The sequence below is a fragment of the Amedibacillus sp. YH-ame6 genome (genome assembly GCF_053848845.1).
This window is the reverse complement of the sequence record NZ_JBSPEZ010000009.1, coordinates 66,168-89,980: the sequence shown is the minus strand read 5'-3', so window position 1 is coordinate 89,980 and position 23,813 is coordinate 66,168. Positions and strand designations below refer to the sequence as shown.

Sequence of the window (23,813 nt, the reverse complement as noted above, 5' to 3'; positions counted from 1 at the left end):
AAAATGGGCTATAAAAAAAACTCCAAATCTTGCTTGTTCAGCTGAATTGAAGTTTTTGTAAGAATAAATTCCACGTACTAATTCTTCTATACTTATTGTGGAATTTACATTTTCACTTTACCACAATAAAAGTTTCCTACAAAACAACTTATATTTGAGGCCCCTATTCATTTGAAATGGATATCCTAATAGCATTGCTTTTTAACACGAATTATAAACATATTTGTGATTATCACCAATGGGAACTCATACGATTGAATAAACTTCACCAAATAAAAATGCGCTCCTATTAGTTGATAAACAAACTATGGAGTGCATTTCATTTTATCACTTTAATCTTTTAAGTAAGACAATACTTTCCACGTGTTGTGTATGTGGGAAGATATCTAAAGGCTGTACTCTTTCTACTTTGTATCTAGAAGATAGCACTGCGATATTTTTACCTAGGGTTGCTGGATTACAAGATACATAAATAATATCTTTGATCTTACTTTTAAGGATACAATCTAACATTGCATCATCTAATCCACTTCTTGGAGGATCGACAACAAGAACATCAATACTACGTTTCTTTGAGATATACGTTAATTTATTTGCGGCATCATCACAAAGGAAGGATACATGCTCACATCCATTCAACTTCGCATTTGCATTTGCATTTATTACAGCGTCCTTAATAGTTTCAATTCCTATAATTTCATCTGCTTTGTCCTTTAGATACAAGGAGATGGCACCAATACCACTATAGGCTTCAACGATGAGTCCTTTATGACCCTCTACCATGGAAGCAATCGTACGATATAATTGTACCGCTTGTAAGCTATTTAGCTGGAAGAAAGAGCGTGGAGATACTTGTAGATGTAAACCATCCAATTCTAAAGGTAATAGTCTTTCTCCTGCCAAAAAGATCATTTTAGGACCGAACACATCTGGTGATTTTTTTATGGTATGGATACTTTGCCATAGGCTACACATTCCCTTAATACGCATAATTTGATCGATTGCACGAGTATCTATGTCATCATTTCCAGTCACAAGTGTACATTGATATTTTTCATCGAACCCACGTATTACAACAGAGCGAATTCCCTTTTTCTCATGGAATTCGTAAGGTTCTATTCCATATTCCATAAGGATATCCATAACATCTCTACGTGTACGTTCCAATCCTGATTCATGTACCCAACATTTTTTTATCTCAATAAAATAATTGGAATTTGGCATATATAAACCACTAGATATTTCCCCGTAATCATTTAAAGCACATGGCATTTTAAATTGATTACGATATTCAAATACTTGTTCACTCGCAAGAACTTTCCCGATTCTTCTAGGATCTACTTGCGCATACTTAATCAAAGATTGTTTCAGTATTTCTCGCTTATATTGTAATTGTGCTGGATATTTAGCAATCATCAAAGGACATCCACCACATGCATGTTGAATCTTACATTTTGGCTCAATACGATCCTTGCTCTTCTTTACTATATAATTTACTTCTGCCGTTGCATAACGACTTTGACGTTCTATAATACGTACGTCTACTTCTTCATCCATTAAAGCACCTGGTATAAATACAGGAGTTCGATCAAGATATCCTATTCCTTCTCCATTAATTCCTGTTTTCTTTATTGTTAATTTCATAAACAACCTCACTTTTCGTACATTTTTACTACTTCCTAGTATATCATACAGGATATGAAATAGATAGCAAGCATAGTTTTATAAAAATAGAGATATTCCTAAGAATACCTCTACATCGTCTTATTTTTTATCATCTTTTACTTTTTTGTTTTGCATCATACTACCATAACACAAAAACAAAGCACCAATTGCCATCATAATGACCTCTTGTGTAAATAAGTATCCTATAAAAAACATGCCTCCTACGATATATAATACAATCGTAATAATTTCTAATTTATTCTTACGCATACGATTTCCTCATCTCATTCTTTTATTCTTCTATATAGTAACGTACTTTATCACTTTTGTGAAGACCAATGTTTGATGGATTTTACTTAAAGAAGCGTGCTTTTATAGAATCTGTTAGTTTTTGACAATACATAAAGAATCTTTCATTTTTAAGTGGTAATTTCGATTCGTTTTGGTATTCATCTTCAAATACAATGTTTAAACAAAACCCTAAGTATACAATACATGAGATTAAGTAAATGGCCAATAATAAGGTTACTAAAGCTGCTAAGGGTCCATAGATATCATTATAAGAAGTAAAGGTTTGTACAATGTTTACGAATAGGGCAGCCAATGCCATGATACAAATCGTTGAAAACATACCGCCAATCATACCAAATCCCCAGTTGCGTTTACGAAAGCTAAGGGTACGGTACAATCCAGTAAAAAATAAAAGCATAAAACTTGCGGATATCACGGGTAGAAACTTGGAAAAGCGAGTTGCGAGAAACACACCAACAATTAAAAAGGCGGTGGATAGAATAAACAACATAATGGATTTCACACGGATGGACCATTTCGGTACATCTACTTCCTCATGAGATGCGCTGATTAAGAGGAATGAGAATATACTACGAGAAGCTAGATAGAATGAAACACTGACGGTTACAATAAAGGAAACAATACTATAATCTTTATCGGAAAAGAACACAAAGATTTTATCCAATGTAGTGACACTGGTATCTGGTAAGAAGTTCACAACAAAATTCAAGATAATTTCGATTGGTAAATAAGCATATCGAAAAAGCATCGCAAACAACAACAAAGAGGGGGCGAGTGCCAACATCAAAGAAAACGATAACGAGTATCGAAAAAGACTTCCCTCAAAGGATGTAAATTCTTGATATATGTTCTTTAATTTATCCATAAAATCACCCATTCATAAGCTTTATTCACTGTTACGTATATAGTTTACCACCTTTTTGCAATCTTCACCAAGAATAAAGTAATAATATTTTCCAATTCTTCCCTGTTTGTATTGAGATAATTTTTTTGTTGTATCTTGTACATAATTTGCATAGGCTGAGGATAGTTTTTGTAATCGGTATCGAATGGAATCTTTGATCATAGAATCATATTGTTGATCTGCTTTAAAGAACGCTATCTCAACAAACTGCGCTTCTATTAAGGAGCTTTTAATTAAACAATCTTCTATTTTGGTCATATCCATATGATATTCTTGTTCCACTTTGCGTTTACTCCAAGCTTCTTCATTGAAAAGTCCCATTCTCCAATTATTTTTTTCTATTTGTTCTTCTATTCTTTCACTAAAACCTTCCATATCTAAGGTTCCTTCTTTGATAGAACCAAATGATGATTGACATCCACACAAAAAAAGACAAATACACATACACCATAGGATTTTCTTCATAACAACCCCTCCTTTCATCACTATATGAAAGTATAAGGAGAGTCATGCCTTAAAAATTCCAGAAAAAAAAGAGGCTGTAACGAAATAGACACATTTGGAAATTCAGATGATGCCTAGGAGGTTACGACCTCTTTTTTTCATATATATGAGTCATATAGGTTAAAATAAGCTTATTAAGCTTAAAAAAGGGTATAAGAAAAATACTTCTATTGTGGAAAACTTTAAGACTGTAGTTTTTGACGATTCTTTTTATTATGATATTTCATAAGATTGAACCCTATACACACCAATTGAAACTCCATTTCTACATTTTTAATGTTTCTTCTATGAAATCGGTCATATTGATTATTCTCTTTTATGACTCCAAATGCTCCTTCTGTTTGAATCGATCTCTGTACTCGATATTGTATCCCTTGTTCACTATCAAGGTTTTCTTTTGCTGTCTTTTCAAATTCTTCTAGGATTGGATTAACCGTGATACTCCGATCTCCTTTTGACTTTGTACATTCGTCCTTTCGTTCGCATTCACTACATTTCCCGCAACTATGCTTTTGGTTAATTCGCGGATACTTAGAGCGTTTATCCTCATGTTCTTCTTCGTATGTGAATACATGACCTGCTGGACATATTCTTTGACCATATTCGTTTTGTTCCCAATTTGCTTTGAGGTATTTTCTCTTTTGATACTTTGTTTCTTTTTCTTTACTGTACATTGTATATTTGATATACGCTTCTATATTATGTTCTAGACAATAAAAATAATTATCATAACTTCCATATCCTGCATCTGCCACAACCGTTTTTGGATATGATGCATACAATGCTCGATATCGTTCTAAAAACTTCATGAGCGTTTTCTGGTCTGCTCGATCCTGAAACACACATGCATAACTTATGTATTCATCACTTACAGAAATCTGTGCATTGTATCCTGCTTTAAAGATTCCTGTTTTCATGTAATAATCTTCTTTCATATGCATCATCGTCGCATCATGGTCTGTTTTTGAACAGCTATTTCTATCAGGTCCACATAGATTGATTCGTTCCATACAGTTTTCAAGAATACCTTTATATTTAATCAAATCATCATAAAGCCTTTGTAATGGTGTTTTATGCTTACCTTTTCCATAAACAAATTGTATTCCTTGTTTTTCAATTACCTTTGTAAGCTTGTCAATCAAAGACTGTATTTCTTCTGGTGTCCATTCATACATGCTAGCACATTCAATATACTCAGAAAGCTTTGAAATCATAAAATTTAATCGCATAAACGTTTTGTCTCTAGTCTTTATTGCGGTCTTCTTCCATATGAATGTAAACTTATTTGCGTTTGCTTCTATTTTTGTTCCATCGATATACATGACATCAGTGTCTACTATATCCAGTGAACAGATGGAAGTGAAAATGTCTTTAAATATGTTTTCAACTGAATCTTTCATATAGTGATTAATGAAACGTTGAATGGCCATATGAGAAGGTTGTTCTTCATTCATGAGATACATGAAGCGAATATCTGTTTTACATGCATGCAGGTATTTATTCCAATTGACTCCTTCCATCACTTTAAGAAAACTGAACACTGGATCTGAAGAATTTAACTTTTTTCCTAAATCTAGTGGTAAAATCATCTGTTGTGTAGTATAATCCATATTGTTGAGATACGGATAATTTGACTCTAACACATTGTTGTTTTCCATAGTTAAATTATACCAAAAAAACACGTCTTCCTCTTATGAGATTGACGTGTTTTTTTATGTTATGGCTGTTTCTTATTCGTTACAGCCTCTTAATCGTTTTGTGCCCATTCAGGAACTTCATTCCCTCTTCTTAGTAATACTGCTTTTTGGAATTCGGTCTGATTCAAGAATTCAAGAATATCGTTTTCTTCTTCTTCACTGCACCCAATCACTAATTTTACTTCACAATCTTTCTTTAAAATATCTGCACTTACTACAATCGATTGTACTAATGTAGATTTTTCACTACCTCTGAACACATCAATTGGAGATTGATCAGATCCCGTTGTATCGTTTAGATATCCATAGTCCACTGGGTATACAAGGTTACTGTATTTGTAGTGACTTGAATTTCTAGGACGATCTACCACCAATTTTGATGATAAAAACAGGGTATCTAGCTTCTGCCAGAAAAAAGCATTATTTTCGAATGAATTCATATTTGTTCCTCCTTTAGAATTTTACTATTACATGTTCTCTGCCAATGTCTTGTATGCATTTGCATCCAGCCATTGCCATTGTTTCCTTTAGTTCTAACTGTATTTTCTCCATATATGTCTTGATGCCATCACTTCCATCCCCAATCACAGCTTGTGATACAGGACGTCCAATCAATACACCATCGGCACCTAAGGCCAAAGCTTTAAATACATCATTTCCTGTACGAAATCCTCCATCAACAAACACTTTCATGCGTCCATTCACAGCTTGTACGATTTCTTCCAAGACTTCAATACCCGATAAGCAATCATCTAGTACACGTCCTCCATGATTAGAGACTATGATACCATCAACGCCTGCTTCTAGTGCTTTCATTGCACCTTTTACACTCAGGATACCTTTTAAAATAACTGGTACACTAGACATACGTTTTAATTCTTTTAACTCTTCTACATTTTTAAATCCAACTGGAGTAGCACTGTCTCTAAGGTTAATCAAACCACTCGCATCTATATCAGAAGCGATGGCAAGTGCATTTCCTTCAGCCGCAAGATCGATTCGCCATTTCATACCATCACCACTCCAAGGTTTGATCGTAGGAATGCCATATCCTTGATTCTCTTTCACAATTCTCATTGGACCACAAAATAATTCATCGTCCTTACCATCTCCTGTAAATGCCAACGTACCAGCTTGTAAACAACCTTCTACAAGTTGTTTCGTATACATTAAATCATCAAGGTCAGCTCCATAATTCTGCTTGATGCCACTGATTGGTGCCCCATACACAGGAAGTGAAACAGAATGACCAAAAAAATCTGCAGTTGTGGTAATCTCTGTATTATCACTGATTGTATCCATTGTAATAAAGATATTCTTTAACATATCCACATTTCGAACAAATGCGCTCCCACTCCCTTTACCACCAGGTCCAGGAGTTTCCCCTCGACATGCGGCGCCATTACAAACAGGACAGCATCTGCACTTTTCACAGCGCTGTTTTGCGCTCGCATACACCTCTTGCCAATTCTTCATTCTTACACATCACTTTCTAAAATAGCTATGTTAAAAACATACTTACCCATATATTATACTGTTTATGAAACAATTTATCAACACCTTAATTTATTTTCATAATATCTTTCATTTTTAATCATCATTTTGATACATGTATGTTTCATTTGTATAAAATAAGAGAATAAATGAGGTTCATCTATTCTCTTACTTCGTTCTTTAATTTGGTATACTCTTAGACATTTTCTTCTATAAAATTCCAAAATTCATCAGGATTTTCAGCATCATATCCTTCAGACTCCTTTTTCTCTTTTCCATTTTCAATAATGTAAATATGAGGAATCTTAGATGGGTTTGTGAGATGCTTCTCTAGCATATCGATATCACTATACAGTGTAGTCGTATCTTCTGATTTTAGTTCTACACGATAAAACGATACCCCTTGATCTGCAACGTTTTTCTTTAATTCTTCTTTCAAATCTTCACAGTGTGGACATGTATCTAAAGAAACGATGAGAACAAAGCTTTCTTTATTTTCAATTTTCTTAACAGCCTCACTTGCTGTAACTTCATAAACTTTTCCACCTTTTTCTTTTGTGGAAGAACATCCTGTTAACACAATAAGGCAACAGAAGAGTGTTAATGCTATTTTTTTCATGGGTTCACCTCTATTTTATGTTTGAATCTGCTTTATTATAACCTTATTATCTCCGTTATTCAACTTTTAATGCACGCATAGAATTTAAAACTGCTAATAAGGTAACCCCTACATCCGCAAAGACTCCCATCCACATATTTGCAAATCCAAATGCAGTAAAGATTAAGATAATTGCTTTTACACCGAGTGATATAATAATGTTTTGCCATAAGATACGCATTGTCTTTTTAGAGATGCTCATAGCAGTTGCTAAAGAAGAAGGATCATCTTTCATCAAGACCACATCTGCAGCTTCAATCGCAGCATCACTTCCGATACCACCCATGGCAACGCCAATATCCGCCCTAGCAAGTACAGGGGCATCATTGATACCATCCCCAACAAATGCTAATTTACGTTCTTCATCCATTTGTTCTAATAACATTTCGACTTTTTCTACTTTATCTACAGGCAATAATTGCATATAAACTTCATCAAGCCCCAATATAGAAGCTACATGTTCTCCTACCTCTTTACGGTCTCCACTTAACATCACAGTCTTAGAAACACCAAGTTTCTTTAAATCTTGAATTGCTTGTTTGCTTGTTTCTTTTACTACATCATCGATTAAAAGGTAACCCATATATACATGATCTTTCGCAACATGTACAATCGTTCCTGTTTCTTTGGTATCTTGAAATTCAATATGATTGGCTTTCATCAACTTATGATTTCCTACTAGGACAATGCTTCCATCTAGCTTCACTTGAATCCCCTGGCCAGCAATTTCTTCATATTGTGATAAACGTGTCGTATCAATTTCTTTTCCATATGCTTTCGCAATAGATAACGCAATTGGATGGGATGAATGACTTTCACCATATGCAGCTAACTGTAATACTTCTTCTTTTGTTGCGTCTTGTACATAGATGTCACGTAGTGCAAATACACCTTTGGTCAATGTTCCTGTTTTATCAAAAACAACGGTATCAATCTTATGCAAGGCTTCTAAATAATTTCCACCCTTAATCAAAATTCCTCTTTTACTCGCCGCACCAATTCCAGCAAACAATCCTAATGGAATAGATACAACAAGTGCACAAGGACAAGAAACTACAAGGAAGGTTAACGCACGATACAACCAATCATAAAACACAGCATCCTTTATAAATACCATTGGAAGTACGACTAATAAGACTGCCAACCCAACCACGACTGGAGTATAGATTCTCGCAAACTTTGTAATGAATTTTTCCATTGGTGCTTTTTTACTACTTGCATTCTCTACTAGTTCTAAAATACGAGATACGGTGGATTCTCCATACTCTTTTGTAACACGTACTTTTAAAACACTGTTCAAGTTTACTACACCTGCTAAGATTTCATCCCCTTCTTGAACATCCCTTGGCATTGACTCTCCTGTTAAAGCAGAAGTATCCATAGCACCAATACCTTCTATTACAACACCATCCATTGGCACACGTTCTCCTGGTTTCAATACGATGATATCACTTACTTTTAATTCTTGTGGATCTACAACCATCTCTTTTCCATCGACTAACTTATTGGCATGATCTGCTCGTATATTCATCAAGGAAGAAATGGAAGTACGAGATTTCTGAACTGCATAAGATTGAAACATTTCACCCACTTCATAAAAAATCATAACGGCTACTGCTTCTTTATAAGACTGTACAAAGAACGCACCTAAAGTCGCTACACTCATTAAGAAGTTTTCATCAAACACTTCTCCTCGTAAGATGTTTTTGATCGCAATATATACAACTCTTCCACCCGCAAAGATATAAGCGACAATAAAAATCCAAAGAGAATAACTTTCTTTCTCCAACATAATGGCGATAGCAAATAATAAAATCCCCATATATAAACGCCAGTTCTCATAGAATGAAAATAAGGAATGCTTCTTTTCTTCTACTGTTGTCTTCTCACGTTCTACACTTATGCCATCTTCCAAGGTAAGGACTGCCTTTGCAATCTTATCTAGACTATCTTTTTCAAGTGTATGATCTTTTAATTCAACAAATAGTACGCCATTGGAAAAGTTCAAGCTAGCATCTTTTACGTTTTCCATATGTGCAACATGTTGTTCTATTTTATGCGCACAATTTGCACAATCCAAACCTTTTATATAGAGCTTATGAGCTCCTGTCATCACACGCTCCTCGTGTTCTTCATGACTATGCCCACAACATTTTCCATGTTCATGTTGTTCATCATGGTCGCATGCACAGTGATCAGGATGATGTTCTTCGTGATCATGACCACACCCACAATGACTATGCTCATGATCGTGATGTTCTTTTTTATTCTTTGTAATATCCACTACGTTTACATCCGGTTCTAAAGCTATCACGATATCCTTAATTGCTTCTTCTACATCACCATCGAATGTAACATACATTTTCTTTTGCACAAAGTCTACACTTGACTGGTGTACGCCCTTTAATTTACCAACCTTTGATTCTATTTTCATTGCGCAATTTGCACAATCTAAATTTTCTAATAGATATACCTTTTCCATATATATCGCATCCTTTCTTCTTTTTCCAACAAACGAACAATTTACTCTAAAATATGAGATAATCCAGCATCATAGATTTTTTGGATATGTTCATCATCCAATGAATAAAAAATATTCTTTCCTTCTCTTCGGTATTTGATCAATCGACTCGCTCGCAATACACTCAATTGATGCGATACTGCGGATTGACTCATGTCTAGTAGACATGAAATATCACAAACACACAACTCCTCTTGAAACAATAAACTTAATATTTTTAGACGAGTAGGGTCTGAAAACATTTTAAATAATGTTCCTAGACGATTGTATTCATCTTCACTTCTCATCATCTTTTGTATACGTTCTACTACATCCTCATGTACGTTATGTTCGCCACATACTGGCATTTCTTTTGTCATCATCTTCGCCTCATTTCAACATATGAACATCTGTTCATACGTATTATATGACAACCCCCTCTAAATGTAAACTATTTAAATCATAAAAAAACAGAAATGAAAATATGTTCATAATTGAAAAAAAGAAGTCACTGCGTAGGTTCCCTTCAATTGCTTTTTGTTGTCACCATTGTAATATCGCCTTGGAAAACACATGTCATTTCAATATGTATATATGAGTAAAAGCACACCCTTTCGTATTATCGCAAGGATGTGCTTTTACCTATATTACTATTGTTTATTGTGTAATTCGATGAGTTCTAAAATTAAGATTTTAAAGCTTTCTGCACTCATCAGTTGATCTTCTGCATGTACCAATAATAAGGATACTTGGCATGCTTCTCCATTTGCTTCTTTTGCGATGAGTTCTCCATGGACTTTATGTCCTTCAAGGAATGCTTCATCACCTTGTTGAATACACTGGTTCATTTCATCTATATGTCCAACTTTTGCCTCTTGTAGTGCTTCTATATAGAAACTTCTTGCACTACCTGCAGCACTAATCAATTGGAAACATAACAATTCCATACCTTCCATTATTCAACCAACTTTCTAGCTTGTTCGATTACTGCAGCTCCATTCATTGTTCCATATGCTGAAGGTTCAATTGATACACATGGAATATTAGGGCATTCTTTTTGTACTTTCGCTAGCGCGAATCTTACTTGTGGTCCTAATAGAATAACATCTGCATCTTTCGCAACAACAGACGCTGAAGATATAGGATGTGCTTGAATTGTACAAGCAAAACCACTATTATCTGCTGCTTCCTTCATTTTGTTCACCAGAAGACTTGTGGACATTCCGGCATTGCATAAAAGTATTATTTTTTTCATTTGCACTCCTCTTCTTTCTTTTTCTTTCCTAATCTAGTTGTAGCGAATACAATTATGAGACATAAACCCGCCGCAGCGAAAAGACTACCATATGTTTTCATAATTGAGGGTTTCTCATATTTAGAAGGTTGTTTCTTTTGTAGAGACAACCATTCAAAGATACTTACTTCTTTACCATCAACTGTTACACTTTTTCCATCAAAATCAGTTTTTGGATCATTCTTCAATGTGTAAACCCAAGAGAAATGACTGTCATAAGTATAAGGTGTCTTTCCATCTTCCAACATATATCTCTCATCTATGACTTCATCATACATCGTATAATGAACATTGCTAGCTCCTGCTTCTTTCAATCTTTTGTATAAAGGAATATCTGTTTTATCAACAGGGGCAAGTTCATCGTATACGGCATGTGTAAACCAAATAGGCATATGACGAATTTTCATAATATCTTCTTCACTAATAAATGTATCTGATAAGGCTTCACAAATTGGGAATGCTGCCGCAAAATATTCTGGATAATCAATCACCATACGCATGGTCATATATCCACCATTACTACAACCTCCAATATAAATGCGTTCCATATCAATATCTGGATGTTTTTCTACATATGCTTCAATCAGTGACATCAGGGCACTTGTATACATACTACTACCATCATTGGTCATATTTCCATCGCCTTGATTCAACCAAAATGTTGGCGTTTGTGGGGCTAATACATAAGCTCCATTATAGTAAGATTGGATTTCATCCTCTACAAGATTTGTAACATTGTTGCCTAACAGTACGAGATTTGGGTCTGTTCCACCTTCTCCCATTCCATGCAGCCAAATAATCAAAGGTGTTTTTTCTTGTTTCTTTTCTGGTTCATAAGATGCATAAGTCAACTCGATATCTTCAAATACTTCATCTTTATAGACATGTGTTCCTATATCAAATTCATCTGCACCTAAACGAAATTCTTTGCCCTTCTTTGTCCAAGTAGTTCCATCTTTTGATGAAATTTTCAATTCCATTTCTGCCCATGAGTTTGCGAATGCTTCATAGTCAAAATAGAATGGGGATAAATACTCATAAGTAGGATGAATCTCAAACTCTAAAGTCAAATGGTCTTTCTTTGTATCCATTCCTTTTTCATCTGAAACGTAAACCTTTTGAATGGTGGCATCTTTTTCATCCCAAACCATATCTTTGCCTTCTACATGTCCTTTTTTAATAGAGACTGCATAGTCTTGTGCAAGTAGTGTCGAGGAATCTTCATAGGGCAATGTTACTTTTGTAATCATTGGTCCCCAGTCTTCTCCTTCAATCACTACATTATATGTGTTTTCTTCTTGCTCTTTAGCATGTGTTATAGTGGGTGTAAATCCCAATAACAATGCTAAACATGCAACTACTATTTTTTTCATAATTCAACCTTTCTATAGTATTTCAGCATTACTCTCTATGACGTTGCGATACCAAAGGAAGCTATCTTTTTTAATCCTTCTTCTTGTGCCAATTCCTTCATCATCCAAGTCTACATAGATCATTCCATAGCGTTTGGACATTTCTCCACTGCTTGCACTTATCAAATCTAGACAGCTCCATAACGTGTATCCTAACACTGGAATTTGATCTTCAAGTATGGCAAGTTTCATTTGTTGTATATGATCTCTTAAATAGGAAATGCGTACATCATCATGGATCTTATCTTCTTTCATTTCATCTCGCATTCCTAACCCATTTTCGACTATAAACAAAGGAATGTGATAACGTTCATATAACGTATTCAAGGAAATGCGCAAGCCTACAGGATCAATTTGCCAACCCCATTCACTGCTTTCTAAGAATGGATTATATCCACCTTCGGACATATTCCCCTTTACTTTTTCATTGCTTGTGGTCCATGACATATAGTAACTAAATGCCATAAAATCAACGCAACCTTCTTTCAATATTTTTTCATCGTGTTCTTCCAATTGTATTTGAACATCAATGCTACGTAAATACTGTAAAGATTTCTGAGAATACATCCCTCGTATTTGTACATCTGAGAAATAGAAGGATGCTTCGTCTTCTCTCATTGCCTCTAAGATATGAATTGGATTAGTATCATGAGGATACGTTGGTCCATACATCAACATCATTCCAATTTTCATATGTGGATACATCATATGCGCATACTTTGTTACTTCTGCACTTGCGATGAGTTGATGATGTGCCATTTGCATAATCTCTTGCATATCCTTTGTTTCTATACCACTTGTCATATATGGTTTATACGTAATGATATTTATTTCATTAAAGGTAATCCAATAACTTACTCGTTTGCTATATCGATCAAACAAAGTTTTACAATAACGTTTATAAAACGTTATCATATCTCTGTTTTTCCAAGAACCATAGGTATTTACTAGGTGTAAAGGTATTTCAAAATGAGAAATGGTTACCATAGGTGTGATACCGTAACGTTCTAGTTCATCTAGTACATGATCATAAAACTGTAATCCTTCTTCATTAGGACTTTCTTCATCCCCATGAGGATATATTCTTGACCAATTGATGGAAAATCTAAAGCATTTCATACCCATCTCTGCGCATAAAGCAATATCCTCTTTGTAATGATGGTAAAAGTCAATGGCATCATGTGTTGGATAATAGTAATTAGAATCAATTTCCTTACATATTTTTCTTTCTTTTGTAACTTTGTGGATCCCTAACATATCCATTGTATTTAAACCTTTTCCATGCGTATCATAAGCACCTTCGCTTTGATGAGCAGATATCGCACATCCCCAAAGAAACTTATCCGATAGTTTCATGTTCATTCTCACTCACAGCATTCGCAAGTTCTTCTTCTAAAGCCTTTTTGTCTGCTATTTTAAAGAATGGTAGATATAACAATGTTAATACAACGATAACTACAACCATAACTATTGCGAATGCGATTCCTCCATAAATAAATTGTTGTGCAACAGGTGGCATTACCCATGGAAGTTCGATTGTAGGATCCATATAATTCAAGAAACCTGTTGAATAGAATAGATGAATGACTGCCCCTGATACTGCCACAGAAGATACCAATGGAATAAAGAAGATTGGATTTAACATAATTGGAACACCGAAAATAATTGGTTCATTGATATTGAAAACACTTGGAATTAATACCAATTTGCGTAATGCTTTGAACTTCTCTGATTTTGCGCGTATCATATTGATCGCAAGTCCAATGGTGTTTCCTGTTCCTCCAACCATAATAATGCTTAACATAAACATAAACTCTAAATAAGGTTGTGTTTGACCAGCTAAGAATGCATTGATGTTGTATACAAAGATTGGTGCTGTAACTGCATAGAACAAATTGATGATTGCGGCTGGATGAATTCCAAAGAACCATAACAAGTTCGCAAATGTAAAGATAATAATAACAGATAATGGAGATGAACCCACGGCTGTAATAGGCGCTGTAATCAAGGTGTTCACAAAGGTCATGGCATCATGGTATGGTGTGAAGGCAAACCCTGCTTTGATAATGAATGCTAATATGAAGATAATCATAGCCACGAATGTTGGGCTTAAAGAATCCGCTACCATTGGTGGAACGGAAGATGGAAGTTTGATCACAAGAGTATTCTTGTTCATCAAGTATCCATAAAATTTTGTTACTAATAAACTTACCAGCATCCCAACAAATATACCATCACTACCGATACTAGAAGTTTTGATCATAGTACTTGGTTCCATACCGAAATTCACTTGATGTTGTGGAACTAAGATTAAGAAGAATGCTAAACTTAGAATAATCGCAGTAATAGGATTGATTTCTTCTATTTTTGCGGTTTCATAAGCGATTGTTACAACGATATAAATAGCATACAATCCACTTGTAATATTGATGAAATCTTGAATAATTTGTGTTAAACCTAAATCCTGTAATAAAGATTGCCAAGGGGCATAAGGAAAGTTACCTATAATGGCAATAAATGCGATACCTAATGAAACTGGCAATACTGCCATCATCCCATTGGTAAGAGATTGAATGGTTTTATTCTCTGACATCTTCTGTGCCAATGGTCCAACCATCTTTTCTAAAAAGCTTTGAAATTTTGTAAACATATACTGTTCCTCCTGACTTCATGCACATTATAAACCTTAAAGTAACTTTAATGTAAAGCGGTTTCATGTATTTTTTTATATTTTTTTTGTTATACTATATTTGGTGATGATTTTATGAAAACATATTCTTTAAAAGAAGTATCTAAAATGCTTGATATTCCTAAGTCAACTTTACGTTATTGGGAAAAAGAAGGTCTTATCCGTTCCAAAAGAAATGAACAAAACGAATATCGTGAATATACAACAGAAGAGTTGGTTGTGATTGGTGATATCGCTTTTTACCGTAGTTTACAACTTCCAATCAAAGCTTTAAAAAACTTGTATCTTCAATCTGTTCCGGAAAAGCATCAACTTCTAACGCAATCTTATGATGCAATTGAAGCACAAATACAAGCACTGTATTCTATACAAGAAAAAATATCTCGACGTATTGAATCCATTAAACTCTACGACTCTTTAACAACAGAAAGCATGATAGATGCGCCTATTCCCTTCTCGCAAATCCAGCATCTTCATATGGAAAAACACGATACAGTTCAAGCATACTTAAACGATCAAAATCTTTTAGCAATCGTATTTGATGAACAACATCTTCATTTAAACCACTATGGACTAACGCAACAACAAGTATGCGAGGATTCGAATATTTTATGGACAAAAAATAAGAACGCTACATATATTCCTTGCCTTATTAGAGTCAAAGATCGAATGGTTATGAAAGAAGACATTCAACCTATCCTTGATGATTTGCATACTCAACAAAAATGCATTGGTTCAATCATCGGAAGATATTTAATCACAGATACAGAAATTGATTTTTTCCAATCTTGGATAGAAGTATTACCATCAACCAAATAAGTATAAATATCTATGTTTATTTTATCATTGTTTTCATATATCGAATATTTAATTTTATGTATACGAAAAAGGCCTTGTACAATTCAAGATTGTATAAGACCTTCTTATTTATACTTTTTTGTTCCTCCTTCGAAATCGATACACACAAATCATTCCTACAATCACAATACCCGCAATCATCCACAACATAGGAGCTTTTACATAAATATCTTTCTCTAATGTTGTAAGGAAGATGATACCAGTACAGTATACCCATAGCCATATAAGTGCAAGTTTATATATAAGTTTCCTTTTACATTTTACAAGTCCAAACAATGGCACAATTCCACTTACTCCAACAAGTAAATATAAATACCGTTTACAAACTGCCATAGTTTCTATAGCAACTTCACGATTTCCATATCCCCCATCCAGTTGGTTAGGGATAAACTGTAAATTCATTAGAGAAAAGTATTGATATATAATCGTTGCGATGATCATTAGAAAGACAACTGCACACAGCACATAACAAACTCTTTTTACATTACGTTCTGTGGAATCCTGTAACTGGTTAAAACAGCCACTACCATCTTTTTTGTTTATCCTTATTCCATACCATGCAATTTCATAATGTTGAATGCTATAGTTTTTCATCAAATGGTAAAGAACTAGGATACTTACAAGCGCACCAATATAACCAAATATATAAATGAGAACAGTATTGTCAATCATCTCCATAGAATCACCTAAAATATCTGAGCCATAATTTATCATATTGAAGTTAAAAAATAACCCTTGTAGAGAAAATCCACTTTGTTTCAAGAGATACCATATCATTGTGATTGTTTGAAACAGGGATACCACTGGGAAATATAACATCACTGCATCAAAGCGAATAAGACTAGGTAACTTCTCTTTATTTGTATGATGAATCATTAAATAACAAGATGCCCATAGTCCTGCCAACAATATAAAGAATGATAAGATAAAAGGCACACTAAGCTTACCTAAAATATAATAGAACAACAATGATAATGCAGCTACTCCATATGGTATATATTTCTGTATATCACTTTTCTTAATATCTGTATAGCTAACGTGTTCACTTAACAATTCATCACAGCTAATACCAAGTGCTTCACTCAAGGGTTTTAATAACATGATGTCAGGAAATCCTTCTCCCGTTTCCCAACGACTGATTGCCTTATTTGTAACATGTAATCTATCCGCAAGTTGTTGTTGAGTCAATCCTTGTTTCTTTCGTAATTCCATTACTTTATTCGCAAATATAAATTTATCCATATACACACCCTCTTTCTATTTCTATTATATAGGAAGATACACAAAGTACCTACCTACAACTCATAGATATGTTCTACGCATCATAGATTATTAAAAACAATCATGATTACTTTGCATAATACAAAATTGTTTTCATGATTGCATAGGTTGCATTCTTTAATTTTTCTGGTGCATTTGCTAGTGCTTGTTGAAAAGTCATTGCACGATCCGCAATACTATAGATTCCAATGAACCCTAAATCATATAAATTCTGATACCCGATACCCAATGCCCCACTAATACAAACACATGGTTTCTCATGTTTTTTTGCCATATTCAAAATACCAACAGGAACTTTTCCAAACATAGTCTGTTGATCACTTTGTCCCTCTCCTGTGATTAACAAATCACAGTCTTTGATTTGTTCTTCCATATCACTATAGCTCAATAACAATTCAATCCCTGGATGCATAGTCGCATGCAACAAGCCTATCAGCACTGCGCCAATACCACCAGCGGCACCTCCACCTTCAAAAGAATTAATGTCTATATTTGTATAACGTTGAATTTGAAAACGATAATTTTCCATTCCTTGATCAATTTTCTTTAGTTGATTTGGAAAGAATCCTTTTTGTTTACCAAATATATAGGTTGCACCTTCTTCACCTAATAGGTGATTTTTCACATCACATGCCGCAATCAACTCAATATCTTTCAAGTCATTCAATCGATGAAAATCAATGTATCGTATCTTTTCAAGATTGATTGCCTGTGGAGATAAGTATTTATGGTTCATATCATAAAATCTAGCACCTAGACTTTGTAAAAGTCCCATACCACCATCATTGGTAGCACTACCTCCTAATCCTATAATAATCTTCTTACAACCTTTTTCCACTGCGTCTAACAAAACAGTACCTACTCCATAACTGCTCGCAAAAAAAGGTGTGCGCTTTTCTCGCTCATACATGTTTAAACCAATAATATTGGCAACTTCTATGACAGCAGTTTGACCATCCTCAATGATTGTGTATTCGCTTTTAATTTTCTTTCCGTATGCATCTGTGGTATTTACTGGCTGTTTTACTCCATGCATTGTTTCATAAAATGCTTCTACGGTTCCTTCTCCGCCATCTGCGATGACATAGGAAAGGGTTTCAATCGTAGGATCTACTTCATGGATTCCATCTTCTATCTGCATAGCGACATCCTTGGATGTCATACAGCCCTTGTAAGAGTCACAAGCAATGATAACCTTCATTTAATCACTCCTATACTGGGCAATATATTCTTGCGTACATTTTACCACATCTTTGTTCAAAATTAAAATAGAAAGTAAATTAGGGATTGCCATAAAGCCATTTAACGTATCCGCAACGTTCCAAACAAAGTTTAAATCTAGCTGTGGACCAATGATTAACAACGCTAAAAATATGAATTGATAGACATGTAACATCCATTTCCCAGTAAATAAATAACGGATACATTCACTTGCATAATAGTACCAACCAACAATGGATGGAATCGCAAATGATAAGATAGAAATCGCAAAAAGGATCCCACCAATGGAACCAAATCCTTGTTCAAAACATTGAATGGTGAGGGCCACTCCATCATACCCACTCTCATATAGACCACTCGTTAAAATCATAAATCCTGTAAGTACACATACCACAATTGTATCGAAGAATACTTCAAAGATTCCCCAAAACCCTTGTTCTACAGGATGCACATCAGCAACAGCTGCATGTGATATAGGAGAACTTCCCATACCAGCCTCGTTGGAAAAAACACCTCGTGCAATCCCATAATGAATCGCACGACTAATCGCAAACCCTCCTACGCCTCCTACTCCTGATGAAAGATTCCAAGCATCTTCCCATATCAAACAACAAACAGAAATAATTTTATCCCCATTGATTGCGATCAAATATATGCACGCAGCTATATATACGATAGAGATTAGGGGAATCATTATTTCATTAAAGCGCATAATCGCATTGCCTTTTCCAAATATCACCAACGCAACAACAACCGCAATCATAAGACCTACAAGCAAGGTAGGTACATCAAGATATGCTTGTATGGATTCCATGATGGTATTGGCAGGCGTTACATTGCCAATACCAAAAGAGGCAAAGATACAAAATAACGCAAAGAGAATTCCCAAAAAAGGTAATCGACATCCTTTTTCTAAGGTTGTCATCGGTCCCCCTAAATATCCTTCTGGCGTTTTTTCTCGATAGATGATCGCAAGCACCACTTCCCCATATTTGGTCATCATACCTAGAATCGCACTGATACACATCCAAAACAAAGCCCCAGAACCACCCATTGTTATGGCAGTCGCAACTCCCACAATACTTCCCACACCAAGAGTTCCTGCTAATGCGGTAGACACCGCTTGAAAGGAAGTCACTCCTACTTTATGAGATTTCTTCCCTAACGAACCCAATGTCTTTTTTATGATCAAACGCATATGACAAAATGGAAGAAACCGTGTTCTTATCATCAACAACGCCCCAATGAACAATAAAAACAAAATCATATATTTTCCCCATACGAAAGAATTTGCTACCTCATTCATATATATTAACTTATCCATTATATACCTCCATTACACTACTATATTCTTTTCTTCTATGGAATAATTCCAAGTCACAAAAAATGGGTGTATAATAAATATAGAAAGAGGTGTTTTCAAATGAGAGTTTTATGTATTATGAGTGATGGCTTTGAGGAATTAGAGGCAGTAGGTACCATTGCCCTATTGAGAAGAGCAGGTATTGAAATCGATGTATATGCAATCGATAATGTACAGGCAACTGGACGTTTAGATATCACTTTAAGCAATTTGCATTCTTTAACAAATGTGGATACTTCGCAATATGGCATGTTGTTTTTGCCAGGAGGCCCTCACTATCAATGTTTAGAGTCAAATGAACAAGTAATGGATATCCTTCGTGAATTCATAGAAAAAGATAAAATGGTCGCTGCGATTTGTGCTGCCCCTACCATACTTGGTAGAGCTGGTTACCTAAAAGGTAAGAACTATACATGCTTTACATCTATGAACGAAGATTTCCAAGGAACATATATTGATACATACGCTGTAAGTGATGGGAACCTAATTACAGGAAGATCTGCAGCGGCAGTTATAGACTTTGCATTCCTTATAATCGAAAAACTAGCTGGCCAAAAAGTATGTAAGAAGATAAAAGAATCTATCTACTACTAAAGCACAGATAAAGGAGGTTCCACCATGGAGGAATCAAATTACCAACAGTTTAAAACTGATTTAAAAGATGCACGCTTTCAAGATCTTGAAAAAGAAAAAACGCTCTGCCTTCAGCTTTTGGATGACTCCCGTAAAAATCAGGATTATGAAGGGATTTACATTGCTTATGTATATCTTTTGGACTACTCTGTCGCCAAACGTGATAACAAAGACTGTCATAAATACATGTATGAAGCATTAGCTCATAAAGTGGAACATAATAAAGAAGAGACTTCCCAGTTATATATGCTATGTGGAATCTATTACAATATGATGTCCGATTATCATACTGCCATAAGTTATTATTGCCAGTCATTACATATATGTGAGGAAATTAATCATTATGAACGCAAAGCTGGACTTTTAAATAATATCGCTCTTGTCTTTCAACAATGCGAAGATTATCATGAAGCACTTCACTATTATATTGAATCCTATGAACTAATGACTCAATATGCGACCCATTTCCTTCGTCGTAATTCAACCATTATCCTTGCTAATATTATTACATGTTACGTAGAGACACATAATCTAACGGATGCGAAAAAGTATTTAAAGATAATGGAAGAAGTAAGTATCTATCCTGCCATGTATTGGGGCCTAGAGGCAATCGTTTTTCATATGCAAGGAAATGATAAGGAAGCTTTAGCATCCATTGAAAAAACGATGCAAGTTTTAGAGAAAGAATCCATGGAAGCACATCTGATGTATACCATTTACGAAGACATCTTACTTCTCATGATGACCATCGGCACAAAAGAACAGGCAATACACGCAATGAAGACTTTCGCATCGATATGTAAAATTGAAAATACAGAAGAAAACCTTTTCTTATTGAAATACTATATAAAGTATACTGAGAAATTCACTAGTGAACATGATTTAGCAGAATTATATCACAAGTATTATATCGTTAATGAAGAATGCGAAAAACGTATGAAAAAAGATAAAGCGGACTCTTATCGTGATCAACTCTTATTGGATAAGATGATGAAGATAAACAGTAGCCTTCAATTAAGTGCTACCTACGATAGTGTTACTAGTTTAAAAAATAGAAATTCTTTTGAACAAGATATGAAAGAACTTCTCAATAATAATAACGTTCATACCATAAGTATCCTCATGTGTGATATTGATAATTTCAAGGAGTGTAACGATACATTGGGCCATTTATATGGAGATGAGGCTTTACATACACTCGGAGAAATTTTAATAGAAAAAGCAGATCATGAAATTATACCTTATCGTTACGGAGGAGACGAATTTCTATGTGTGGCGATTAACAAAGAAGACGAACAAATACAGTCTTACATCAATGAAATTTATCATGCACTAGAAGATACAAAGATTGAAATTTCTATAGGGTGTGCGTCTATGCCTCGTATAGAATTAAACACACACTACAAAAACTTACTTAGTAAAGCTGATGAAGCTCTATACCTTGCCAAAAGAAATGGTAAAAATCGCTTTGAACGCAAAATTTAACCCTTAGGAATCTATTATGGATTCCTTTTTTTCATTTTTTACTTTCTTTCCATATCCCTAAAAAACAGATTGTGTTATAATTAACAAGCAAATAGAAAGAAGGTGTAGGTCATGTCTCCAGAGCCCGCGGGTCAACATATCATTCAAAATCAATTTACAGGAGACTACCTACGTTATCTCCTGTAAAAAGGAGGTAAAAATATGCTTGAATTTTACAAGACCTTTGATAATGTCACAAAAAAAATAGAAGAGCCACAACATGGTTGTTGGATCAACGCAGTTTCCCCTACTACGGAAGAAATCGATTATCTTATCAATGATATTGGCATCGTGCCAGAGTTTATCAAATCTTCACTGGATGAAGAAGAAAGCTCACATATTGATTATGATGATGATGTGAATCAAACATTGGTAATTGTCGATTATCCTAGTGCAGAAGAAGATGATAATATTACAGAAAATACCTTATTATATACCACACTTCCAATTGGTGTTGTGATTATGAAAGGGTATATTATAACAATTTCCTTATACGACAACCTTAGCATAGAAGATATGGCAAGAGGTAGAGTTCGTGGAATGAACACCGATATGAAAACTAGATTTTTATTATTATTGTTGTTACGCATTTCTCAACGCTTCTTGATTTATCTACGTCAAATTGACCGTATATCTTCTCGTACAGAACATTTGTTACATCAATCCATGAGAAACAAAGAATTGATTCAAATGTTAGGATTAGAAAAATCACTCGTTTATTTCTCTACTTCATTAAAAACAGATGAAGTTACGTTGAATAAAATTAGTCGAGGACGTTTGATAAAACTATATGAAGAAGATCAGGATTTATTAGAAGATGTATTAATTGAAATCCATCAGGCGATTGAGATGTGTAATATTTATTCTAATATATTATCTGGAACTATGGATGCTTTTGCCTCTGTTATTTCCAATAACCTTAACATCGTAATGAAAATCTTAACGGCCATTACCATCGTTATGGCGATTCCTAATATTATCTTTAGTTTCTATGGTATGAATGTTGCAGGACTTCCTATTCCGCAATGGTGGTTTCCAACAATCGTTGCTGTGATTGCTATGTTTATTGCAACTTGGATTTTCAAGAAAAAAGATATGTTTCATTAACGTATGATGAGATTCATACGTTTTTTTATATTATAAAACCAGGCAGACTTGCCTGGCTCTTTATTTTACTTCTTCTACATCAAGGATTTCTTGTTCCTCATTTTTAACCATATCATATCCCTTACTACTAAATTCTTTCACAATCTTCTTGTAATATATAACCGTATAGAAATTTGAGATTGCATCTAGAATCAATAAGAAACTAAAATAATTATGTAAGAAGCCTTCTTCCATATCGACTAATATTAACACCATACCAAGAAGTAATGGTACCACTGCCAACAATGCATTTACTTTCCATTGACTATTTTGTAAACGGAATAGATTCATAGAATATTGTAGACGAAGGGTACTATCTAGTACGATCAGTCCACTGATGACAATAGGATAATTATCCACAATAACATCAGGCTTACTGGCAACAATCAATCCTGCAATCGCATATAGAATACCAAACGCAAAACTATACTCATTGGGTTTCATATACTCTTTCTTGAAGAAATACACCAAGATTTGAAATAATCCTACAAGCGCTAATAAAATACCCGCAATCATAAAGAAGTTCAAGAACTGATCTCTTGTAATCATATAGGATAAAATAGAAAATATAACATAGAAAATAGATAATACAAGCAACTTCCAATTTTCGATTTTCAAACTCATAAACATCCTCCTCGTAAAGTTTCATAGCTACGCT

General features: G+C 34.5%; 23 protein-coding genes. 4 read left to right on the top strand and 19 right to left on the bottom strand.

The genetic code is table 11. The annotated features are described in order from the left end of the window. Nucleotides 1-327: 327 nt before the first annotated feature. The 15 genes from rlmD to ACWG0P_RS07985 all read right to left on the bottom strand — a co-directional run bounded on the left by rlmD (nucleotide 328) and on the right by ACWG0P_RS07985 (nucleotide 15,090). The gene (rlmD, locus tag ACWG0P_RS08055) at nucleotides 328-1,644 is read right to left on the bottom strand and encodes a 23S rRNA (uracil(1939)-C(5))-methyltransferase RlmD (RefSeq protein WP_455801286.1); all 1,317 of its coding nucleotides are present in this window, start codon (nucleotides 1,642-1,644) and stop codon (nucleotides 328-330) included. A 120-nt stretch (nucleotides 1,645-1,764) separates the two neighbouring features. Continuing rightward, nucleotides 1,765-1,935, bottom strand: coding sequence for a hypothetical protein (locus ACWG0P_RS08050; protein WP_455801285.1), 171 nt, complete (start codon nucleotides 1,933-1,935; stop codon nucleotides 1,765-1,767). Nucleotides 1,936-2,017: 82 nt separating this feature from the next. Further along, nucleotides 2,018-2,842: a YihY/virulence factor BrkB family protein gene (locus ACWG0P_RS08045; RefSeq protein WP_455793347.1), complete on the bottom strand. Its 825-nt coding sequence runs from the start codon at nucleotides 2,840-2,842 to the stop codon at nucleotides 2,018-2,020. A 21-nt stretch (nucleotides 2,843-2,863) separates the two neighbouring features. After that, nucleotides 2,864-3,346: a DUF4358 domain-containing protein gene (locus tag ACWG0P_RS08040; RefSeq protein ID WP_455801284.1), complete on the bottom strand. Its 483-nt coding sequence runs from the start codon at nucleotides 3,344-3,346 to the stop codon at nucleotides 2,864-2,866. Nucleotides 3,347-3,567: 221 nt separating this feature from the next. Then, entirely contained in the window at nucleotides 3,568-5,043 is a 1,476-nt protein-coding gene (locus ACWG0P_RS08035) for a transposase (RefSeq protein ID WP_455801283.1), read from the bottom strand. Nucleotides 5,044-5,132: 89 nt separating this feature from the next. Beyond that, nucleotides 5,133-5,522 (bottom strand): inorganic diphosphatase, encoded by a 390-nt coding sequence (locus ACWG0P_RS08030; RefSeq protein ID WP_455790557.1) that lies wholly within the window; start codon nucleotides 5,520-5,522, stop codon nucleotides 5,133-5,135. Between the two features lie 13 nt (nucleotides 5,523-5,535). Then, nucleotides 5,536-6,558, bottom strand: a complete 1,023-nt coding sequence (locus ACWG0P_RS08025) for an alpha-hydroxy-acid oxidizing protein (RefSeq protein WP_455801282.1) — start codon at nucleotides 6,556-6,558, stop codon at nucleotides 5,536-5,538. Between the two features lie 214 nt (nucleotides 6,559-6,772). Further along, nucleotides 6,773-7,195, bottom strand: coding sequence for a hypothetical protein (locus ACWG0P_RS08020; RefSeq protein WP_455801281.1), 423 nt, complete (start codon nucleotides 7,193-7,195; stop codon nucleotides 6,773-6,775). 55 nt (nucleotides 7,196-7,250) lie between these two features. Further along, nucleotides 7,251-9,716, bottom strand: a complete 2,466-nt coding sequence (locus ACWG0P_RS08015) for a heavy metal translocating P-type ATPase (protein WP_455801280.1) — start codon at nucleotides 9,714-9,716, stop codon at nucleotides 7,251-7,253. A gap of 41 nt (nucleotides 9,717-9,757) precedes the next feature. Beyond that, complete coding sequence (locus ACWG0P_RS08010; RefSeq protein ID WP_455790551.1) at nucleotides 9,758-10,117, bottom strand: ArsR/SmtB family transcription factor; 360 nt, start codon at nucleotides 10,115-10,117, stop codon at nucleotides 9,758-9,760. A gap of 267 nt (nucleotides 10,118-10,384) precedes the next feature. Further along, nucleotides 10,385-10,681, bottom strand: a complete 297-nt coding sequence (locus ACWG0P_RS08005; RefSeq protein ID WP_455801279.1) for a PTS lactose/cellobiose transporter subunit IIA — start codon at nucleotides 10,679-10,681, stop codon at nucleotides 10,385-10,387. 8 nt (nucleotides 10,682-10,689) lie between these two features. Further along, on the bottom strand, nucleotides 10,690-10,989 hold the full coding sequence (locus ACWG0P_RS08000; RefSeq protein ID WP_455801278.1) for a PTS sugar transporter subunit IIB: 300 nt from the start codon (nucleotides 10,987-10,989) through the stop codon (nucleotides 10,690-10,692). After that, the gene (locus tag ACWG0P_RS07995; RefSeq protein WP_455801277.1) at nucleotides 10,986-12,401 is read right to left on the bottom strand and encodes a prolyl oligopeptidase family serine peptidase; all 1,416 of its coding nucleotides are present in this window, start codon (nucleotides 12,399-12,401) and stop codon (nucleotides 10,986-10,988) included. The genes ACWG0P_RS08000 and ACWG0P_RS07995 overlap by 4 nt, the downstream gene beginning before the upstream one ends. A gap of 12 nt (nucleotides 12,402-12,413) precedes the next feature. Next, entirely contained in the window at nucleotides 12,414-13,796 is a 1,383-nt protein-coding gene (locus tag ACWG0P_RS07990) for a glycoside hydrolase family 1 protein (protein ID WP_455801276.1), read from the bottom strand. Continuing rightward, a complete protein-coding gene (locus ACWG0P_RS07985) occupies nucleotides 13,780-15,090 on the bottom strand; it encodes a PTS sugar transporter subunit IIC (protein ID WP_455801275.1) in 1,311 nt (436 codons plus the stop codon). The genes ACWG0P_RS07990 and ACWG0P_RS07985 overlap by 17 nt, the downstream gene beginning before the upstream one ends. Before the next feature lie 114 nt (nucleotides 15,091-15,204). Here ACWG0P_RS07985 and ACWG0P_RS07980 point away from each other — a divergent pair, with 114 nt between their 5' ends. After that, on the top strand, nucleotides 15,205-15,948 hold the full coding sequence (locus tag ACWG0P_RS07980; RefSeq protein ID WP_455801274.1) for a MerR family transcriptional regulator: 744 nt from the start codon (nucleotides 15,205-15,207) through the stop codon (nucleotides 15,946-15,948). Nucleotides 15,949-16,056: 108 nt separating this feature from the next. Here ACWG0P_RS07980 and ACWG0P_RS07975 read toward each other — a convergent pair whose 3' ends face one another. The 3 genes from ACWG0P_RS07975 to ACWG0P_RS07965 form a co-directional block, all read right to left on the bottom strand. After that, complete coding sequence (locus ACWG0P_RS07975) at nucleotides 16,057-17,229, bottom strand: helix-turn-helix domain-containing protein (protein ID WP_455801273.1); 1,173 nt, start codon at nucleotides 17,227-17,229, stop codon at nucleotides 16,057-16,059. A gap of 106 nt (nucleotides 17,230-17,335) precedes the next feature. Then, on the bottom strand, nucleotides 17,336-18,469 hold the full coding sequence (locus ACWG0P_RS07970; RefSeq protein ID WP_455790546.1) for a glycerate kinase family protein: 1,134 nt from the start codon (nucleotides 18,467-18,469) through the stop codon (nucleotides 17,336-17,338). Next, on the bottom strand, nucleotides 18,470-19,813 hold the full coding sequence (locus tag ACWG0P_RS07965) for an alanine/glycine:cation symporter family protein (protein WP_455801272.1): 1,344 nt from the start codon (nucleotides 19,811-19,813) through the stop codon (nucleotides 18,470-18,472). Nucleotides 19,814-19,912: 99 nt separating this feature from the next. On the opposite strand from ACWG0P_RS07965, the gene ACWG0P_RS07960 reads away from it, so the two are divergent. The 3 genes from ACWG0P_RS07960 to ACWG0P_RS07950 all read left to right on the top strand — a co-directional run bounded on the left by ACWG0P_RS07960 (nucleotide 19,913) and on the right by ACWG0P_RS07950 (nucleotide 23,116). Next, a complete protein-coding gene (locus ACWG0P_RS07960; RefSeq protein ID WP_455801271.1) occupies nucleotides 19,913-20,446 on the top strand; it encodes a DJ-1 family glyoxalase III in 534 nt (177 codons plus the stop codon). Between the two features lie 24 nt (nucleotides 20,447-20,470). After that, nucleotides 20,471-21,970 (top strand): diguanylate cyclase, encoded by a 1,500-nt coding sequence (locus ACWG0P_RS07955; RefSeq protein WP_455801270.1) that lies wholly within the window; start codon nucleotides 20,471-20,473, stop codon nucleotides 21,968-21,970. Nucleotides 21,971-22,171: 201 nt separating this feature from the next. Beyond that, on the top strand, nucleotides 22,172-23,116 hold the full coding sequence (locus ACWG0P_RS07950; protein WP_455801269.1) for a magnesium transporter CorA family protein: 945 nt from the start codon (nucleotides 22,172-22,174) through the stop codon (nucleotides 23,114-23,116). 60 nt (nucleotides 23,117-23,176) lie between these two features. On the opposite strand, the gene ACWG0P_RS07945 is transcribed toward ACWG0P_RS07950, so the two are convergent. Beyond that, on the bottom strand, nucleotides 23,177-23,779 hold the full coding sequence (locus ACWG0P_RS07945) for a DUF308 domain-containing protein (protein WP_455790536.1): 603 nt from the start codon (nucleotides 23,777-23,779) through the stop codon (nucleotides 23,177-23,179). Between the last annotated feature and the right edge of the window lie 34 nt (nucleotides 23,780-23,813).

Excerpts from the sequence above, each read along its gene's own strand:
- ACWG0P_RS08015 (WP_455801280.1), bottom strand. The coding sequence starts at position 9,716 with ATGGAAAAGGTATATCTATTAGAAAATTTAGATTGTGCAAATTGCGCA.
- rlmD (WP_455801286.1), bottom strand. The coding sequence starts at position 1,644 with ATGAAATTAACAATAAAGAAAACAGGAATTAATGGAGAAGGAATAGGA.
- ACWG0P_RS07970 (WP_455790546.1), bottom strand. The coding sequence starts at position 18,469 with ATGAAGGTTATCATTGCTTGTGACTCTTACAAGGGCTGTATGACATCC.
- ACWG0P_RS08025 (WP_455801282.1), bottom strand. The coding sequence starts at position 6,558 with ATGAAGAATTGGCAAGAGGTGTATGCGAGCGCAAAACAGCGCTGTGAA.
- ACWG0P_RS08050 (WP_455801285.1), bottom strand. The coding sequence starts at position 1,935 with ATGCGTAAGAATAAATTAGAAATTATTACGATTGTATTATATATCGTA.
- ACWG0P_RS08010 (WP_455790551.1), bottom strand. The coding sequence starts at position 10,117 with ATGATGACAAAAGAAATGCCAGTATGTGGCGAACATAACGTACATGAG.
- ACWG0P_RS07975 (WP_455801273.1), bottom strand. The coding sequence starts at position 17,229 with ATGGATAAATTTATATTTGCGAATAAAGTAATGGAATTACGAAAGAAA.
- ACWG0P_RS07950 (WP_455801269.1), top strand. The coding sequence starts at position 22,172 with ATGCTTGAATTTTACAAGACCTTTGATAATGTCACAAAAAAAATAGAA.
- ACWG0P_RS08035 (WP_455801283.1), bottom strand. The coding sequence starts at position 5,043 with ATGGAAAACAACAATGTGTTAGAGTCAAATTATCCGTATCTCAACAAT.
- ACWG0P_RS08030 (WP_455790557.1), bottom strand. The coding sequence starts at position 5,522 with ATGAATTCATTCGAAAATAATGCTTTTTTCTGGCAGAAGCTAGATACC.
- ACWG0P_RS07995 (WP_455801277.1), bottom strand. The coding sequence starts at position 12,401 with ATGAAAAAAATAGTAGTTGCATGTTTAGCATTGTTATTGGGATTTACA.
- ACWG0P_RS08005 (WP_455801279.1), bottom strand. The coding sequence starts at position 10,681 with ATGGAATTGTTATGTTTCCAATTGATTAGTGCTGCAGGTAGTGCAAGA.
- ACWG0P_RS07980 (WP_455801274.1), top strand. The coding sequence starts at position 15,205 with ATGAAAACATATTCTTTAAAAGAAGTATCTAAAATGCTTGATATTCCT.
- ACWG0P_RS07960 (WP_455801271.1), top strand. The coding sequence starts at position 19,913 with ATGAGAGTTTTATGTATTATGAGTGATGGCTTTGAGGAATTAGAGGCA.
- ACWG0P_RS08020 (WP_455801281.1), bottom strand. The coding sequence starts at position 7,195 with ATGAAAAAAATAGCATTAACACTCTTCTGTTGCCTTATTGTGTTAACA.
- ACWG0P_RS08040 (WP_455801284.1), bottom strand. The coding sequence starts at position 3,346 with ATGAAGAAAATCCTATGGTGTATGTGTATTTGTCTTTTTTTGTGTGGA.
- ACWG0P_RS07985 (WP_455801275.1), bottom strand. The coding sequence starts at position 15,090 with ATGTTTACAAAATTTCAAAGCTTTTTAGAAAAGATGGTTGGACCATTG.
- ACWG0P_RS07945 (WP_455790536.1), bottom strand. The coding sequence starts at position 23,779 with ATGAGTTTGAAAATCGAAAATTGGAAGTTGCTTGTATTATCTATTTTC.
- ACWG0P_RS07955 (WP_455801270.1), top strand. The coding sequence starts at position 20,471 with ATGGAGGAATCAAATTACCAACAGTTTAAAACTGATTTAAAAGATGCA.
- ACWG0P_RS07965 (WP_455801272.1), bottom strand. The coding sequence starts at position 19,813 with ATGGATAAGTTAATATATATGAATGAGGTAGCAAATTCTTTCGTATGG.
- ACWG0P_RS08045 (WP_455793347.1), bottom strand. The coding sequence starts at position 2,842 with ATGGATAAATTAAAGAACATATATCAAGAATTTACATCCTTTGAGGGA.
- ACWG0P_RS07990 (WP_455801276.1), bottom strand. The coding sequence starts at position 13,796 with ATGAAACTATCGGATAAGTTTCTTTGGGGATGTGCGATATCTGCTCAT.
- ACWG0P_RS08000 (WP_455801278.1), bottom strand. The coding sequence starts at position 10,989 with ATGAAAAAAATAATACTTTTATGCAATGCCGGAATGTCCACAAGTCTT.